The following is a 15,373-nucleotide window of genomic DNA, read 5'->3' on the forward strand; positions in this document are numbered from 1 at the left end:
ATGGAGCAGTATATATGGTTAATTCCTTTGATTCCATTCATCGGATTTTTAATTAACGGTTTAGGACGAAATGTACTTTCTAAAAGCTTAGTGACTTTCATCGGAAGTGGAGCAGTTTTGGCAAGTTTCATTTTATCAATCATGGTTTTTATGTCAGTTCCATCAGGAGCAGATGCACAACCATTAATTTTTAAGGCATTTGATATTATCAATATTCCAACTTTACAAGTTCCGTTTGCATTTCAAATTGATGCATTAACGAGTTTGTTTTTGTTAATTATTACAGGAGTTGGATTTTTAATTCACGTGTACAGCTCGGCTTACATGAGCGAAGACAAAGGATTTGCAAAATTCTTTTCTTACCTAAATTTATTCATCTTCTTCATGTTGATTCTTGTGATGGGAAACAATTTCGTAATGATGTTTATTGGATGGGAAGGAGTTGGACTTTGTTCATTCTTATTAATTGGTTTTTGGTTTACAAATCCAGAATATATCAAAGCAGCAAAGAAAGCTTTCATCATGAACCGTATTGGAGATGTTGGATTCTTATTGGCAATGTTTTGGATTTTCAAAGAATTTGGAACGTTAGAATATGTAAAAGTATTCAGCCAATTAGCAATTGATCCATCTGCATTTACAGGTTTTGTATTAACAGGAATCACATTATTGTTATTCTTAGCAGCAACAGGTAAATCGGCTCAATTACCATTATTTACTTGGTTACCAGACGCGATGGCAGGACCAACGCCAGTTTCAGCACTTATTCACGCTGCAACAATGGTAACGGCAGGTATCTTTATGATTACACGTTGCAACGAATTATTTTCGGCAGCGCCAATCACATTACAAGTTATTCAGTACGTAGGAATTGCAACAGCTTTTGTTACTGCAACGATTGCAATGCGTCAAAACGATATCAAAAAAGTATTGGCTTATTCTACAGTTTCTCAATTAGGATTAATGTTCGCAGCAATTGGATCTGGAGCGTATATCGCAGCAGTTTTCCACGTAATGACGCATGCATTTTTCAAAGCATTATTATTCTTAGGGGCAGGTTCTGTAATTCACGGAATGCACCACGAGCAAGATATGCGCAAAATGGGAGGTTTGAGCAAATACATGAAAATTACACATATCACTTTCTTGATTGGATGTTTGGCAATCGCTGGTATTCCAGGTTTATCAGGTTTCTTCTCGAAAGACGAAATGTTATTAGGAATGTTTGTTTCTAATCCAGTTGTTTACGGAATCGGATTTATCGTTTCTGTGATGACAGCATTCTATATGTTCCGTTTATATGCAATGACTTTCTTAGGAGATTTAAGAGATAAAGAAGCTCATCCGCATGAAAGTCCAGCTGCAATGACAATTCCATTAATCATCTTAGCAGTTCTTTCTGTTTTTGCAGGTTATATCGGAATTCCAGCGTTGTTTATGCAAGACGGACATAAACTTCAAACTTTCTTAAGTGGAGTTGTATCAATCGGAGAAGCTCATCATGTTTCTCATGCAACAGAATGGATGATGATGGGAGCTTTATTACTTTGTGTACTTGGTGCAATTTATTATGCAATCAAGAAATACACAAACCATGTAGATGGTGAAGCAACAGGAATTGCAAAATTCTTTGAAGACAAATGGTACATCGACGAGTTATATGACAATGCAATTGTAAAACCATTGTTCGAGTTGGGTGATGTCTTGAAAAAATATGTAGAAAAAGCAGGAATTGCAGCTTTTGTTTTAGGAGTTGGAACTGTTTCTGGTCGCGCATCAAAAAATGTACGTCAGCTACAAAACGGAAATGTAGGATTCTATATTATGCTAATGGTTGTAGGAATCGTGGCAGGTATCGCAATCTTTTTTATGGGGTATTTAATTTCAAAATAGGTTAGTAATGCTTTTATCTTTATTTATCATTTTACCATTAATAGTAGGAGTTTTTATGCTATTAATGCAAGGTCAAAAACCACAAAGATGGTTAGGAGCATTCGTTGGTGGAGCGTTGTTGGCGTTGTACTTGTTTATCACTTGCAAAGGTGGAAACAACGAGTTAACGTTTCAAACACAATGGTTCAATTTCAACAGCGTTAAAACTTATTTCGCGTTAAATGCTCAAGGTTTGGGAGGATTAATGATTCTATTAACTAACCTTACTTACTTAGCTCTTTTTGTTTATTTATCAACAACAAAACAAAAATATAGCAATACATTCTATGGATTATTGTTAATCACTTTAGCAGGATTAAACGGAGTTTTCTTAGCAGAAGATTTAATTTTATTCTATTTCTTCTGGGAAGTTGTCTTAATTCCAGTTTATTTCTTAATCGGATTATTTGGAATTGGAAAAGACAAAATTCGCGCAAATATGACATTCTTCTTATATACGATTTTAGGATCGATGTTTATGTTAGGAGGAATTATTTACATCGGATTTTTCTTACAACCAGCATCATTTTTATTAACAGATGTTGTACAAGTTACAGGACCGCATTATTCAACAAACACAGCGTTGGCATTGTTATTCTTAATCGCTTTTGTGATTAAAATTCCAATCTTTCCATTTCATACATGGCAACCAACAATCTATAAAACATCACCAACTCCATTAACAGTTGTACTTTCAGCTTTGATGGCGAAAATGGGATTATTTGCAGTGGTTACTTGGTATTTGGGAATGTTTCCAACGATTTCAGAATTGTTCAAATACATTACTTATTTAGCAATTTTCGGATTAGTTTATGCCTCGTTAATAGCTTTGAGTGCAAAAAATGTGAAGAAAATTATTGCATATAGCTCGATTGCTCACTTAGCTTTAATTTTTGTGTCATTATTTTCTGAATTAGCAAATGGTGTAGCAGGAGCTTATTTCCAAATGTTTTCACATGGTTTAGTTGTTTTAGGATTATGGTTATGTGTAGATATTATGGAAAGAAAATATGATTTGACAGACATCAAATCGATTGGTGGTTTAGCAAAAGTTGATCCAACATTATCTATCTTATTCATGATATTCGGTTTAGCAAACGTAGCATTACCATTGACAAGCTCATTCATCGGAGAGTTTATGATGCTTTCTGCATTATTTACACACAATCCAGTTTTATGTGTAGTAGCTTGTTTAGGTGTTATTTTATCTGCCGTTTATACGTTGAGATTATCAAGCGCATTATTGTTTGGAGAAGTGAAAAACATCAAACAAAAAGATGCTCAAAAAGGAGGTTTTGGACCAATTGCAGTTATTTCTGTAATCGCAATCATCGTGATTATTTTAGGAGTTTATCCAACACCAATTTTTAATTTATTAGCACATTAATCATTTTTGAATAAATAGATATGAATACGATTATTTTATCAGCACTTTCAGGTATTATTTTGATGTTTAGTGGATTCTACATCAAAAATAATCGTGCCTTAAATATACTTTCTGTTGTTCTGTTTTTCGGAATGATTGTAGGAGGAATTTTCGACTTGAAAGGTTGCTCAATGTTCGCAGGAAAATTCGATAATATGATTGGACAATCGCTTTACGGCGTTTCGTTCTTTATCGCATTGGCAGGATTGGCAATTTTTTACTTATTGTTGAACAAAGATTCGTTTGGAAAAGTAGGAAAACATGTGGCAGAATATTATGCCTTAATTTTCTTCTCTTTTACAGGAATCGCAGTTTTAGCACAATTCCACAACTTAGTAATTATGTTCTTAGGAATCGAATTAATGTCAATTCCAATGTACATTATTGCAGGAACAAACAAAGAAAGTCTTAGAAGTACAGAAGCTTCTGTAAAATATTTCTTGATGGGAGCTTTCTCAACAGGAATTTTGATGTTAGGTGTAACATTTTTGTACGGCGCAACAGGAACTTTTATGGTTGATCAATTGGTAAACTATAACAAAGATTTCGAAACAATTTATTACGCAGGATGGTGTTTAATCATCTTCGCATTTTGTTTCAAAGTTTCTGCAGCACCGTTCCACGCATGGACACCAGACGTTTACGACGGAACACCAACTGTGTTTACATCGTTTATGTCGACAATCATCAAAGGAGGATCATTTTTAGGATTTATTTTAGTCCTAAAATCATTCCCAACAAATGTAGAATATGCCGAATATTACCGTTTATTATTCGCGTCAATTATCATTTTGACGTTATTTATCGGAAACTTCGGAGCAGTTTCTCAAAAATCTGTCAAACGTTTGATGGCTTATTCATCAATCGCGCAAGCAGGTTTCATGTTATTTGTTTTGTTCAATATCAATTCAGCTTCTAAAGAGGCTTTGATGTTCTATACGATTGCTTATTCAGTTGCGAACTTCATTATTTTCTATGCGATTGATCAATTCAAAAATCCAAAATTTGAGAGTTTCATTGGTTTAGGAAAAGCAAATCCAGTTTTAGCAGCAGCGATGACAATTTCATTAATTTCATTAGCAGGTATTCCATTAACAGGAGGTTTCTTTGCGAAATTTATGGCGTTGAGTATTGGAGGAACAAACGATAAAAACCTATTTTTGATTGTAATTGCATTGGTTATGGCAGTTTTGAGTATGTATTATTACTTCAAAATCATCAACTACATGTATTTCAAAAAAGGGAAAAACAAATTAAAAACACAAGACGGGTTAACAAATTTCCTTTTAATTATCGGAATGGTAATCTTAATTGTGATGGGAATTTTTCCAGGAATATTATCGTCATTTTTACAAACGCCAATGTGGTAATTGGAGAATGATTATTATATAGTTTTTTATTATTTATTATTTAAAAGCTCGTGTCAAGTACTTGACACGAGCTTTTTTTTATATGGGATTATTTTGCAAAGAGTGTAAACCCTAACTTATCAACAACACATTATTGATAAATAAAGTTAAAACCCATAAAATCATTTCGATAATCAATTTATCTTTAGAGTAAATCTTACGATTCTTCAGATGAAAAGTCAAGCGTTTAACTCAGTCAATTAGTTTCAACAATTAGCAGAAGAAATCAATAAAATGCAACAAGCATTTGCAGAAGGAAACATTAGTTCTTTAGATTTGTACCTAATGGAAGAGGAGGATGTATTGCAATACCTAAAAATTTGCAAAAGTACATTATACAATTACAGAAAGAAAAACCTTTTAAAAGCCTACAATTATTTTGGTCGAAACGTCTACTTAAGACACGAAGTTTACCAAGCAATAATCAATCAATTACTCAAATAAATCAAGAGGCTTTTAAGCCTCTTTTTATTTATAATAAATTTAATAATACTCAATAAGATCATCATTAAAGATAACAATTAACAACCAATTCTTTTTTTGAATCCTTTTTTAGACAAAAAAAGAGACAGAAGATTTAACCAAAAAGAAAAACTTCCCCGTTTGAAAGAGGTCAGGAGAGTGTAAATCAAATGTAAAACAAAACCACTACAACCACACAAACACCGAACAAACACCGAAGCGCTGCGGTACTTATCAACAGAACAACCACAGCACAACCACAGAAATATACAGACGAATACAAATAAGTACATTTCATTCCAAAGCATTGCAAATCATTCCAAATGTTTCCATTTGTATGCAATAATTGAATTAATACGGATATCCATTACGAACTTCACCATAGAAATTAAAAATCAAGTAAAACATTTAAAACCAAAAAGTATGGGTAAAGTTATTGACAGTATCATTTCAGGTACATCCGGTCGTACAGGTCGAATAGTAGTCGCAAATGTCAACGGTTACGAAATATCACGCATTCGTCCTAAAAAATTATCAAAAGCACCAACTCCAAAACAAGCATTAATCAAAGAACGTTTCAACAAATCAGTCTTATTTCTTGCGAGTTACAAAGAATATGCAAAAGCATTTTTCGGAACAAAAGTAGGATTACGTTCCACATACAATTCTGCAATGAGCAATGTCATGAATGCATTAGTCTGTGATATGGATAATTTACAAATACTACCTAATTATCATCAAATTCAATTTTCAAAAGGAAAAGGAATAGATCTACAACCCTTAGCCATCAGTTCTCCAACTCCGTTAACAATTCAGATCGATTGGGAAAACAACTCCATGGGCTCTAATGGCGAAACAGATTACATGGTGGCATTACTTGCAGAAGACAACGACCTTAATGTAGGAACCCAGTTTTTTCAAACCAATGCAATCCGTGTAGACTTAACATATCAACTAAGTTTATTACCAAGATATCAAGGTAAAGAATTACATATATGGATTGCCTTTGTCAATCCAGAAAACCTATTTGCATCTAATTCTGTTTACGTAGGAAAAATCATAGTAAACTAACATTGACTATGATTCAGAAAAGAGAGAAAAAACCGTTTATATCATAACAAATCACATAAGTTGATGTCCAAGATACAAACGGTTTTTCTTTTTTTATCAAAAGAAAAAACTTCACCAAAGACACAAAAAAAAATCCCTCTCGAGAGGGCATAGAAGAGTGTAAACCCTAACTTATCAAGCTAAATTCATTTCAGCTTCACATTATTTTCTAATCAAATTCCAAATCAAAAAATTGGCATTAAATCGATGACGTTAAGAAAATGATTGAAGAGCAGCGTTAAAAAGATTTTAGCTCGTAGAGTTTTTAAAATCTTTAGCGAAGCGAAAACCATTTTTAGTCCAATCGATTTACAGCCAAGTCTTTTTTGGTTACTTTTTTTGACTGTTCCCCGAAGGGCATATGAATACCAATTAATTAAAATAGATATTCAATGAATAAAAAAAGTAACAGAAGGTTGTTAACTAAATAAAAACAACCAACCCCCAACCTTCACCTTAATCTCAATCTTTTTTGTATTTTTGAAGTTAAAGTTTAATGATTAGTTAGAAATGAGAAAATTCACTTTACTAATCTGCTTATGTTTGGTTCAATTAGCTTTTGCACAACGTAAAGGATATTGGCAACAAAAGGTAGATTATAAAATAGATGTTGATATGAAAGAAAAATCATATCAATACGATGGAAAAATGCAATTGAAATACACCAACAATTCAGGTCAAAGCCTGAATAAAGTTTATTTTCATTTATATTTTAATGCTTTTCAACCAGGAAGTATGATGGATAATCGTTTACAAAACATTTCAGATCCTGATAAAAGAATGGCAACAAATATCGGAACAAAAGAAAATCCTAAATATGTTAGCCGTATTTCTGAATTAAAACCAGATCAAATTGGTTATCAAAAAGTAACATCTCTTAAACAAGATGGTAAAGCCGTTTCATATAAAGTAGACGGAACAATCTTAGAAGTTACATTAGCAAAACCAATTGCAGAAGGACAAACTTCTACTTTCGATATGGTTTGGAATGCACAAGTTCCCGAACAAATTCGTCGTTCTGGACGTAATTCGAAAGATGGTGTAGAATTTTCTATGGCACAATGGTATCCTAAAATGGCAGAATTCGATCCAGAAGGATGGCATTTAGATGAATACATTGGTCGCGAATTTTTTGCGCCTTTTGGTAATTTTGATGTCACAATTAACATCGATAAAGATTATGTAATCGGAGCTTCAGGAGAATTACAAGACCCTAATAGTGTAAAAGGTTATGTAAAAAATCCAACAATCAAAACAAAGAATGGAAAAGTAGCTTGGAATTTCAAAGCTGAAAATATTCACGATTTTGTTTGGGCTGCAGACAAAGAATTTATTGTAGAACATGCAAAATCAAAGCATGGTGTTGAGGTATATTTAGTTTACCAAGACAATGATAAATCTTCTGCATGGAAACAAGCAATGCCTTACGCATTAGGTTTCTTCGATTATAATTCTGAACACTTTGGCGAATATCCTTGGAAAACATATTCAATCATTCAAGGTGGTGACGGTGGTATGGAATATGGTACTGCAACTTTAATTGCTGGAGGAAGTAATTTAAATAGCTTAATCGGAACTATTTTCCACGAAGCAGCTCACTCTTGGTACCAACAATTATTTGGTATCAATGAAACATACAACGAATGGTTCGACGAAGGTTTTACATCATATGTAGAGCAAATGGCGCACCTTAATGTTGTAGATAAATTAAAAGTAATGCCTTCTAATCCAAATCCAGATGCCTACAAAGGATATATTAATTTAGCACTTTCTGGTAAAGAAGAACCTGCAAGTTTATTAGCAGACTATTATAATACAAACTATGCATACTCTTTAGAAGCATATTACAAAGGTCAAGTTTTAGCAATTCAATTAGGATATATTATTGGAAATGATAATTTAAACAAAACATTCCTAGAATTCTATAAACAATGGAAATTCAAACATCCATCAGGGAATGATTTCAAACGTGTAGCAGAAGAAGTTTCTGGAATTAATCTTAAATGGTACTTCAATTTATTCTTGAACACAACACGCAAAATTGATTACGCTGTAGAAGCTGTAAACGGAAACACAATCACAATTGCAAACAAATCAGATTTTGCAATGCCTATCGATTTGTTGGTAGAATATACAGATGGCTCAAAAGAATTATTCTACATTCCTTTACGTGAAATGCGTGGAGAAAAACCAGCAGAAAACTTAGTAGAATACCAAGGTGCAAAAAGAATTATTTTAGAAGATTGGTTCTGGACAAAACCTACCTATGATGTTAAAGTTTCGAAAGAAGTTAAACAAGTTACCATCGATCCAACAAAACGTTTGGCAGATGTAAACGATAAAAATAACGTATTTACAAAATAATGTTATTAGCAGTAAATATTGGAAATACTAATCTTCGTTTCGCAGTTTTCAAAAGTGAAACGGAGATTATTACATGGACAATCAATTCAAAACCTTACCGTACCGAATACGAGTTTTTTGCAAAATTCTCGAACATGTACGAGCCTTTCGGAATTTCGAAAAATGATATTACAGATATTGTGATAGGTTCGGTTGTACCACCACTTACAGCAAGCGTTAAGATTGCATTACAAAAGATTCACAAGTTCAAACCAATGGTTGTAGATCGTAATACGCCATCAGCAATCAAGCATAAGTCAAACCAAATGGGAACAGATTTATATGCGAATGCCGTAGCTGCACATTATCAAAATTATCAAGGCAAAAAAATTGTCATTGATTTTGGAACTGCACTAACTTTCTTAGGCATAGACGAATCAGCAAATGTCGGTGGAGTAGTAATTGCTCCCGGAATTATTACTGCCTTAAATTCTTTAGTAGGAGAAACAGCTCAATTACCAACAGTCGAACTAAAAGCACCAAAAACTGTTTTAGGATCAGATACAGAATCTTGCATGCAATCAGGAATGGTTTATGGGTTTTTAAGTATGGTCGAAGGAATGATCGATCGTATCAATGCCGAAGAAGGAGAACAATCTTATGTAATTTCAACAGGAGGAGTTGGCGGTGTTTACAAATCATTGACAGATAAAATTGATATCGATGATCGTCTACACACAATAAAAGGTCTTAAAATATTATACGAATTGAATAAAGATTCATTTCAGAAATAAATCTATTTTTAGATAAAAACAATTAAAAAGCTCGCTCATTGCGAGCTTTTTTCATTTTATATCAAATCATTTCAAAAAAATGTCTAATTTTCTGTAACCTTTTTACAAACCTTGAGTCTATTAAGTAAGAAAGCAATTAACACACGTGAAATTATTTGTACTAAATCGAAAAAGTAAAGAAGAAATTTTAGTCGATCGACTAAAAAAGAACGATGCTTTGGCGCAAAAAGAACTCTACGAACAAAACTCCAAAAAGATGCTGAGCGTTTGTAGAAGTTACATCGAAGACATGCATTATGCAGAAGATTGTATGATTAACGGTTTTTGTAAAGTCTTTAATCATATCGAGAAATTTCAAAATAAAGGAAGTTTCGAAGGTTGGATGCGTCGAATTATGGTCAACGAATGTTTAACTTTTTTACGTGCAAATAAAACATTGATTTATGTTGATGATGTAAGAGTTTCTAATTATGATGAAGCAGATGAAGAAGTAGAAGAAACATGGTTAAATTTTAATGTGCAAGACGTGTTAGATCAACTTTCAGAACCTTATAGACTGGTGTTTAATCTTCATATTCTCGAAGATTATTCGCATCAAGAAATTGCAGAAATGCTCAATATTTCGGTATCGACCAGCAAAACGCAATTGTTTCGAGCAAAGGCAAAACTGAAAGAAATTGTTCTAAGTAAAAAGAAAATGACAAATGAAAAACAACGATAAAATATCAAACTATATAAAAAACGATTTAGAAAATCGTGAGCTAAAACCTTCGCACGATGCGTGGGACAGAATTCAGGCTCGTATGGATGTCGCTCCATCACCACAAAAATCAAACTACAAATGGTGGTTATCTGCTGCGGTTGTGGCGTTATTTACAGTTACTACGTCTGTTTATTTATTTACGAATCAATCTAAAAATGATGAACCAAAAGAATTGGTAAATCATCAGGAACAAAATAATCCGCAACAAATTCAATCAGATTCTAATACAGTTCATTCTTCAGAATCGATTTTAGCGAATAATGAAAAGATTGATTCTTCTAAAAAAGAAGTTGAAATTCAGCCTCAAGAAGAGAAGAAACCAATTCAACATGGTAAAGTTCAAGTGGCGATAAACGAAGAATCTCAACAAGTTGAAATGGCTTTTCCAACGAAGAAAGAAGCTATTGCAGAGAAGAAAGAAGAGTTAAAATCAGAAGCTCAACCAAAGAAAAATATTGCAGCTAACACAACATTAGATTCTGTAAAAGTGAACAAAAAGAAGAAGAATTTTGTAGATCCAAATATGTTGTTGTATTCGATCGAAAATAAAGAAAATCTAAAGGAGTCAAACCAATCGCGCGTGGTTTCTATCGGCTTCAAATAAAACATTAATATCCCTAAATTAGCAAGATTATGATAAAAAAACTTATCGTAGCAGGATTATTATGCTTATCAGCTACATCACTATATGCTCAAAAATTTACATTTGATTTGAATGATAAAAATGACGAAAAAATCAGTCCAATTGTAAAAGATCGCATTAGCGAATTTACGTTAGTGATTCGTCAAATTGTGCAGGAAGAAAAATCTGCAATGGAAAAGAAAATTGCGGCAGTTGACAAAGAATTAGCAGAAGGAAAACTGAATGCTTCTGAGGCTACAGCGAAGAAAGAAGCGATTGCAAATGTGTATTCGGGAACGATAAATGATCGTATTCAGGAAGTGAATTTTAACTTAGATGATATCATCAAACAACAAGTTGCATTTTCGATTATGAACGGCGAAGATCCAATTACGCCAAAAACGAAACAAGATGTGACGAAACGTTACCGAATTGCGAATCAAATTAACGGTTATGCTTCTTTTGGATACATGGCGTTTACAGGAAAAAAAGATGAGGAATTGAACAAACACGAGAAGTTTTCGAGCAACATTACAGCGGGTTTAATGTACGAAAGACAATTATCGTTAACAAGTCCTGTTAACTTTTTGGCAGGAGCATTATTCTCTTGGAGAACTTACAGAATTGACGATGATATGCGTTTTAATCGTGATGAAAATGGAGATGTTGGTTTAATAAAACATGACAAATCGTTAGACAAATCGAAGTTGCGCTCGGCTTATTTTATGGTTCCAGTTGGATTTAAATACAATTTTTCGAAAGTCAAAAATATTACCGAAGATTTTGCATATCGTCCGCAAGGAAAACACTATATCGCAGCATATATGTATGGAGGAACGTTGTTATCATCGAATAATATTTACAAAGGAGATGGTGTTCGCAGCAAAAATCGTGGAAATTATAATGTGAATAATTTTATCTACGGAGCCGAAGTAACAATTGGTTTAGGATTGATTGATGTCTTTGTGAGAAAGGATTTTAATAATTATTTTAAAGATAATACATTCGATAATCGTAAAATGATTCAGTTTGGCATAAATCTTGGATTATAACAATTATCTCAATCATAGTTTTAGTATTGAAATTTTATAACATAACATTTTTTTTAATATAATGAACCTCAGATTTATCTGAGGTTTTTTATTTGTAGAAAAATTTTCTAAACCTGTTCAAAAAAATTGTAAATTAGTACAAATCCAATGAGAGATGGTAAAATCTAAACTTAGTTGGCAAACACTTCTTCTCGTCATCATTTTTCTATTATTAATGATGGTTAACTTCACGTTTGTCAAAGCTTTTTGGTTTGGAGGAAATTTTTGGATAGACGAACCTTTTTTACGCATTGGCGTTTTCATGATTTCTTTGCTTGCTTCGATGTCAATTTTATATGATTTAACGTTTAATTTGACCTTATTTACGTTAAAAGAAGAAACGTTCGAAATCAGAACAATTTTCAAAAAAGATGAAATTCCATATCGAGCAATTTATTATTTGTACGAAGAAGAAGATATTTTTCGTTTGAATCGTAATCAAATTCTAACTATTCAAACCAAAAAATCAAAGTTCAGATTACGTAGTTTTTTTGATTCAAATTATGATGAAGTAAAAACTAAATTGACCGAAAAAGCACAGCAATACGTTAATTTATTGGCTTAATGATATTAAAAAAAACGTCGCTCTATGAGCGACGTTTTTTAATTATTACTATTGTTTTTTAAGTAAATCAGAATGTTTTGTATTAGCACTAAAATGGCGACCGACGTAAAAAACATAAAGCCAACATAAATGGCAACTTGCTTGTCTTGACCAATTTTTATGAAGATAAAATAAGCCAAAAGCGTTCCCATGATTTGCATTAAGACAGCGCGCCAAGCAACTTTTTTTACAACAGCAGCATCTTTGGTTCTAAATCCCGCAATTCCCTGATAAATTGTCGGAAATATCAACATACTAAATGCGATTATTTTTAGAGGTGTTTCCATTTATACTTTTATTTCTTTCTGCATTTGTTCCACAACTTCATAAGTTGCAGGACAAATTAGCGTGTTTTTTATGGTAAGATGATTAATCTGATAAAACTTTTTGCGATCTGTATGTGGATATTCACGGCAAGCTTTTGGACGATCTTCATAAACCAAACAATAATTTTCACTATCCAAAAACGGACAAGGAACTTGCTGCAAAACGTAGTCGTTATCCTCATCAATTCGTAAATATTTATCAATAAATTGACTTGGTTTGATACGAAAAACATGTGCTAAACGCTCAATATCTTTTTGTGTAAAAAGCGGACCCGTTGTTTTGCAACAATTCGCACAAGAAAGACAATCGATGCGATTGAAAACATCTTCATGAATTTCTTCCATTTTTTGATCCAAGTTTTTAGGTGGTTTTTTCTTCAACTTCTCCAAAAACTTTTTGTGTTCGCGTTGTTTTTCTTTTGCTTTCGCAAAATATTCTTCTAAGAAATGATCTCCCATTTTTCTATTTCTCCTTCTTTTACTTCAAAAATCTCCGCGCAATCAACCATTTTAAGGTTTTCAAATTGTTTGAATCGCTCAGGATCTCTTTGTTCTAACTTCTTTAATAAATGGTTGAATTCATATTGCATTTGACCTGTTGTAACCTCAATTTTAATCTTTGTAAAATCAGAATCAATTTTATTTCGGTCAAAATTATATCCTCGTCTTGTGGCTTCGTCCCAAACTTTTGCTAAATATTGATTAATCGCTTCAAGCGGTTTTTCAATTGCTTTGAAACGAGTTAATTGCGGATGATTTTTATAACCTTTTGTATTGCCTTCCAAAACATTTTTTGCCAAAAGCGTTTCGCGCCAAAGTGCTACAATTCCTTTTGCATCGAGATATTTCGGATGAACAGACCAAATTCGCATTTGTTAGATTACTTCTCTTTTTTGATCTCTTCTACATTTTTTACACCACGTAATCTGCAAAACTCTTCGATAACATTGTGATGAGAAACCGTTTTATCTTTAAAATAATTGACAAAATATTTCTTTTCTTCTTCAGTTGCTTCTAACTGATTCAAGATATTCATTAAGTGCATTTTCATGTGACCTTTCTGAATTCCAGTTGTAACCAAAGAACGTAATGCACCAAAGTTTTGCGCTAAACCAGCAACAGCAACAAATCCCATCAATTCTTTAGCATTCGGTTTCCCAAGAATTCCCATTGCTAATTTTACTAACGGATGCAAAGCTGTCAATCCACCAATTGTACCAAGAGCAGTTGGTAAATCAATCCAAAAACGAAAAACTCCATCTTTCACTTCACAGTGTGTTAACGAAGAATACTGCCCATCTTTCGCCGCATATGTATGCGCACAAGCTTCTACAGCACGGAAATCGTTACCTGTTGCAATCACAACCGCATCAATTCCGTTCATAATTCCTTTGTTATGTGTTGTTGCACGATATGGTTCTATTTCTGCAATGCGAACAGCGCACAAAAACTTTTCTACAAACTCTTCTGAGGTTACATTTCCTTCTGCCAATTGCTCAACAGGACAAGAAACCTCTGCACGAACAATACAATCTGGCGTATAATTCGATAAAATACACATCACGATTTGAACTGAATCTTTTTCATCATCTGTAAAAGTAGAATCAGCTTCTATCTCGTTGCGTAATGTTTTGGCAAATTGCTCTAAACAAGAATTGATAAAGTTTGCACCCATCGAATCCATTGTTTCGAAAGACGCTTTTATTTGATAATAGTTTTCTAAATCGGCAGTTTTATCAATTAATTCCAAAGCTAAAATACCACCACCACGCGCACGCATGTTTTTTGTGATATCATTTGTCGTTTCGATTAATTGATTTTTAATCGTTGTTTCAAATGCATTTTGTAACTTTTCTTTGTCGCCTTCGTACATAAAATGAACGTGACCCAATTTTGTTGTGGATAAAATAGTTGTTTTGAAACCACCACGTGTTTGCCAAAACTTCGCAGCTTTAGAAGCCGCAGCAACAACAGACGACTCTTCAACAGCCATTGGAATGGCATATAATTCGTCGTTGATTAAAAAGTTTGGTGCTAAACCAAACGGCATATAGAAATTAGAAACTGTATTTTCTGAAAATTCGTCGTGCAGTTTTTGTAAATCTGCATCATCATTCCAATATTGTTTCATGATTTGAATTGCTTTTTCATCGCCATTCAAATATTCATTGACAACCCATTCAATTTTTCCTTCTTTCGATAATTTCGAAAAACCTTCTACTGCTTGATGCTTCATATTGGATATTTTTTTATAAGACAAAAGTACAAACGTTTTGAATGTTATAAGATACTTCTTCTGTTTTTTGATTAATTTTTAACGATTTAGTAGAGTAGTGGATTTGGTTAAACACAATAAATGTAGAATTGTAATCTTCCCCTTGTTAAGAACACTTAAAAGTAGAGTTTTTATTTAATATTATTGTATTATTATTTTGATTAATTTGAAATGTAGGAAAATCATTAGGATTTTTGACCTTACCATATTTCAATA

15 protein-coding genes are annotated in these 15,373 nt (G+C 32.9%); 11 read left to right on the forward strand and 4 right to left on the reverse strand.

What is annotated here, in order from left to right; genetic code table 11:
• The 11 genes from nuoL (at position 1) to G0Q09_RS08220 (ending at position 12,517) form a co-directional block, all read left to right on the forward strand.
• Complete coding sequence (nuoL, locus tag G0Q09_RS08170) at positions 1-1,893, forward strand: NADH-quinone oxidoreductase subunit L (RefSeq protein WP_125348901.1); 1,893 nt, start codon at positions 1-3, stop codon at positions 1,891-1,893.
• 7 nt (positions 1,894-1,900) lie between these two features.
• Positions 1,901-3,319, forward strand: coding sequence for a complex I subunit 4 family protein (locus G0Q09_RS08175; protein WP_125348902.1), 1,419 nt, complete (start codon positions 1,901-1,903; stop codon positions 3,317-3,319).
• 20 nt (positions 3,320-3,339) lie between these two features.
• Positions 3,340-4,728, forward strand: coding sequence for an NADH-quinone oxidoreductase subunit N (locus G0Q09_RS08180; protein ID WP_219034518.1), 1,389 nt, complete (start codon positions 3,340-3,342; stop codon positions 4,726-4,728).
• Positions 4,729-5,001: 273 nt separating this feature from the next.
• Positions 5,002-5,211 carry a helix-turn-helix domain-containing protein gene (locus tag G0Q09_RS08185; RefSeq protein ID WP_219034519.1) on the forward strand — a complete coding sequence of 70 codons (210 nt, stop codon included), beginning with the start codon at positions 5,002-5,004 and terminating at the stop codon, positions 5,209-5,211.
• Between the two features lie 441 nt (positions 5,212-5,652).
• Positions 5,653-6,300 carry a DUF6266 family protein gene (locus G0Q09_RS08190; RefSeq protein ID WP_219034520.1) on the forward strand — a complete coding sequence of 216 codons (648 nt, stop codon included), beginning with the start codon at positions 5,653-5,655 and terminating at the stop codon, positions 6,298-6,300.
• Positions 6,301-6,849: 549 nt separating this feature from the next.
• Entirely contained in the window at positions 6,850-8,703 is a 1,854-nt protein-coding gene (locus G0Q09_RS08195) for a M1 family metallopeptidase (RefSeq protein ID WP_219034521.1), read from the forward strand.
• Entirely contained in the window at positions 8,703-9,476 is a 774-nt protein-coding gene (locus G0Q09_RS08200) for a type III pantothenate kinase (protein ID WP_257468124.1), read from the forward strand. The genes G0Q09_RS08195 and G0Q09_RS08200 overlap by 1 nt, the downstream gene beginning before the upstream one ends.
• Before the next feature lie 145 nt (positions 9,477-9,621).
• A complete protein-coding gene (locus G0Q09_RS08205; RefSeq protein WP_219034522.1) occupies positions 9,622-10,197 on the forward strand; it encodes an RNA polymerase sigma factor in 576 nt (191 codons plus the stop codon).
• Positions 10,181-10,843: a hypothetical protein gene (locus G0Q09_RS08210; RefSeq protein WP_219034523.1), complete on the forward strand. Its 663-nt coding sequence runs from the start codon at positions 10,181-10,183 to the stop codon at positions 10,841-10,843. The genes G0Q09_RS08205 and G0Q09_RS08210 overlap by 17 nt, the downstream gene beginning before the upstream one ends.
• A 29-nt stretch (positions 10,844-10,872) precedes the next feature.
• On the forward strand, positions 10,873-11,913 hold the full coding sequence (locus G0Q09_RS08215; RefSeq protein ID WP_125348909.1) for a PorT family protein: 1,041 nt from the start codon (positions 10,873-10,875) through the stop codon (positions 11,911-11,913).
• A 154-nt stretch (positions 11,914-12,067) separates the two neighbouring features.
• Positions 12,068-12,517 (forward strand): hypothetical protein, encoded by a 450-nt coding sequence (locus tag G0Q09_RS08220; RefSeq protein ID WP_219034524.1) that lies wholly within the window; start codon positions 12,068-12,070, stop codon positions 12,515-12,517.
• Between the two features lie 38 nt (positions 12,518-12,555).
• On the opposite strand, the gene G0Q09_RS08225 is transcribed toward G0Q09_RS08220, so the two are convergent.
• Genes G0Q09_RS08225 through G0Q09_RS08240 form a run of 4 tightly spaced genes read right to left on the reverse strand, consistent with a single transcriptional unit; the run spans position 12,556 to position 15,118 of the window.
• Entirely contained in the window at positions 12,556-12,843 is a 288-nt protein-coding gene (locus G0Q09_RS08225) for a hypothetical protein (protein WP_219034525.1), read from the reverse strand.
• Positions 12,844-13,341: a YkgJ family cysteine cluster protein gene (locus G0Q09_RS08230; protein WP_171623750.1), complete on the reverse strand. Its 498-nt coding sequence runs from the start codon at positions 13,339-13,341 to the stop codon at positions 12,844-12,846. It lies immediately after the preceding gene.
• On the reverse strand, positions 13,323-13,754 hold the full coding sequence (locus G0Q09_RS08235; RefSeq protein ID WP_219034526.1) for a pyrimidine dimer DNA glycosylase/endonuclease V: 432 nt from the start codon (positions 13,752-13,754) through the stop codon (positions 13,323-13,325). The genes G0Q09_RS08230 and G0Q09_RS08235 overlap by 19 nt, the downstream gene beginning before the upstream one ends.
• 8 nt (positions 13,755-13,762) lie before the next feature.
• The gene (locus tag G0Q09_RS08240) at positions 13,763-15,118 is read right to left on the reverse strand and encodes a hydroxymethylglutaryl-CoA reductase, degradative (RefSeq protein ID WP_219034527.1); all 1,356 of its coding nucleotides are present in this window, start codon (positions 15,116-15,118) and stop codon (positions 13,763-13,765) included.
• Positions 15,119-15,373: the final 255 nt, after the last annotated feature.

Source organism: Empedobacter falsenii, assembly GCF_019308355.1.
Taxonomy (GTDB): domain Bacteria; phylum Bacteroidota; class Bacteroidia; order Flavobacteriales; family Weeksellaceae; genus Empedobacter; species Empedobacter falsenii_B.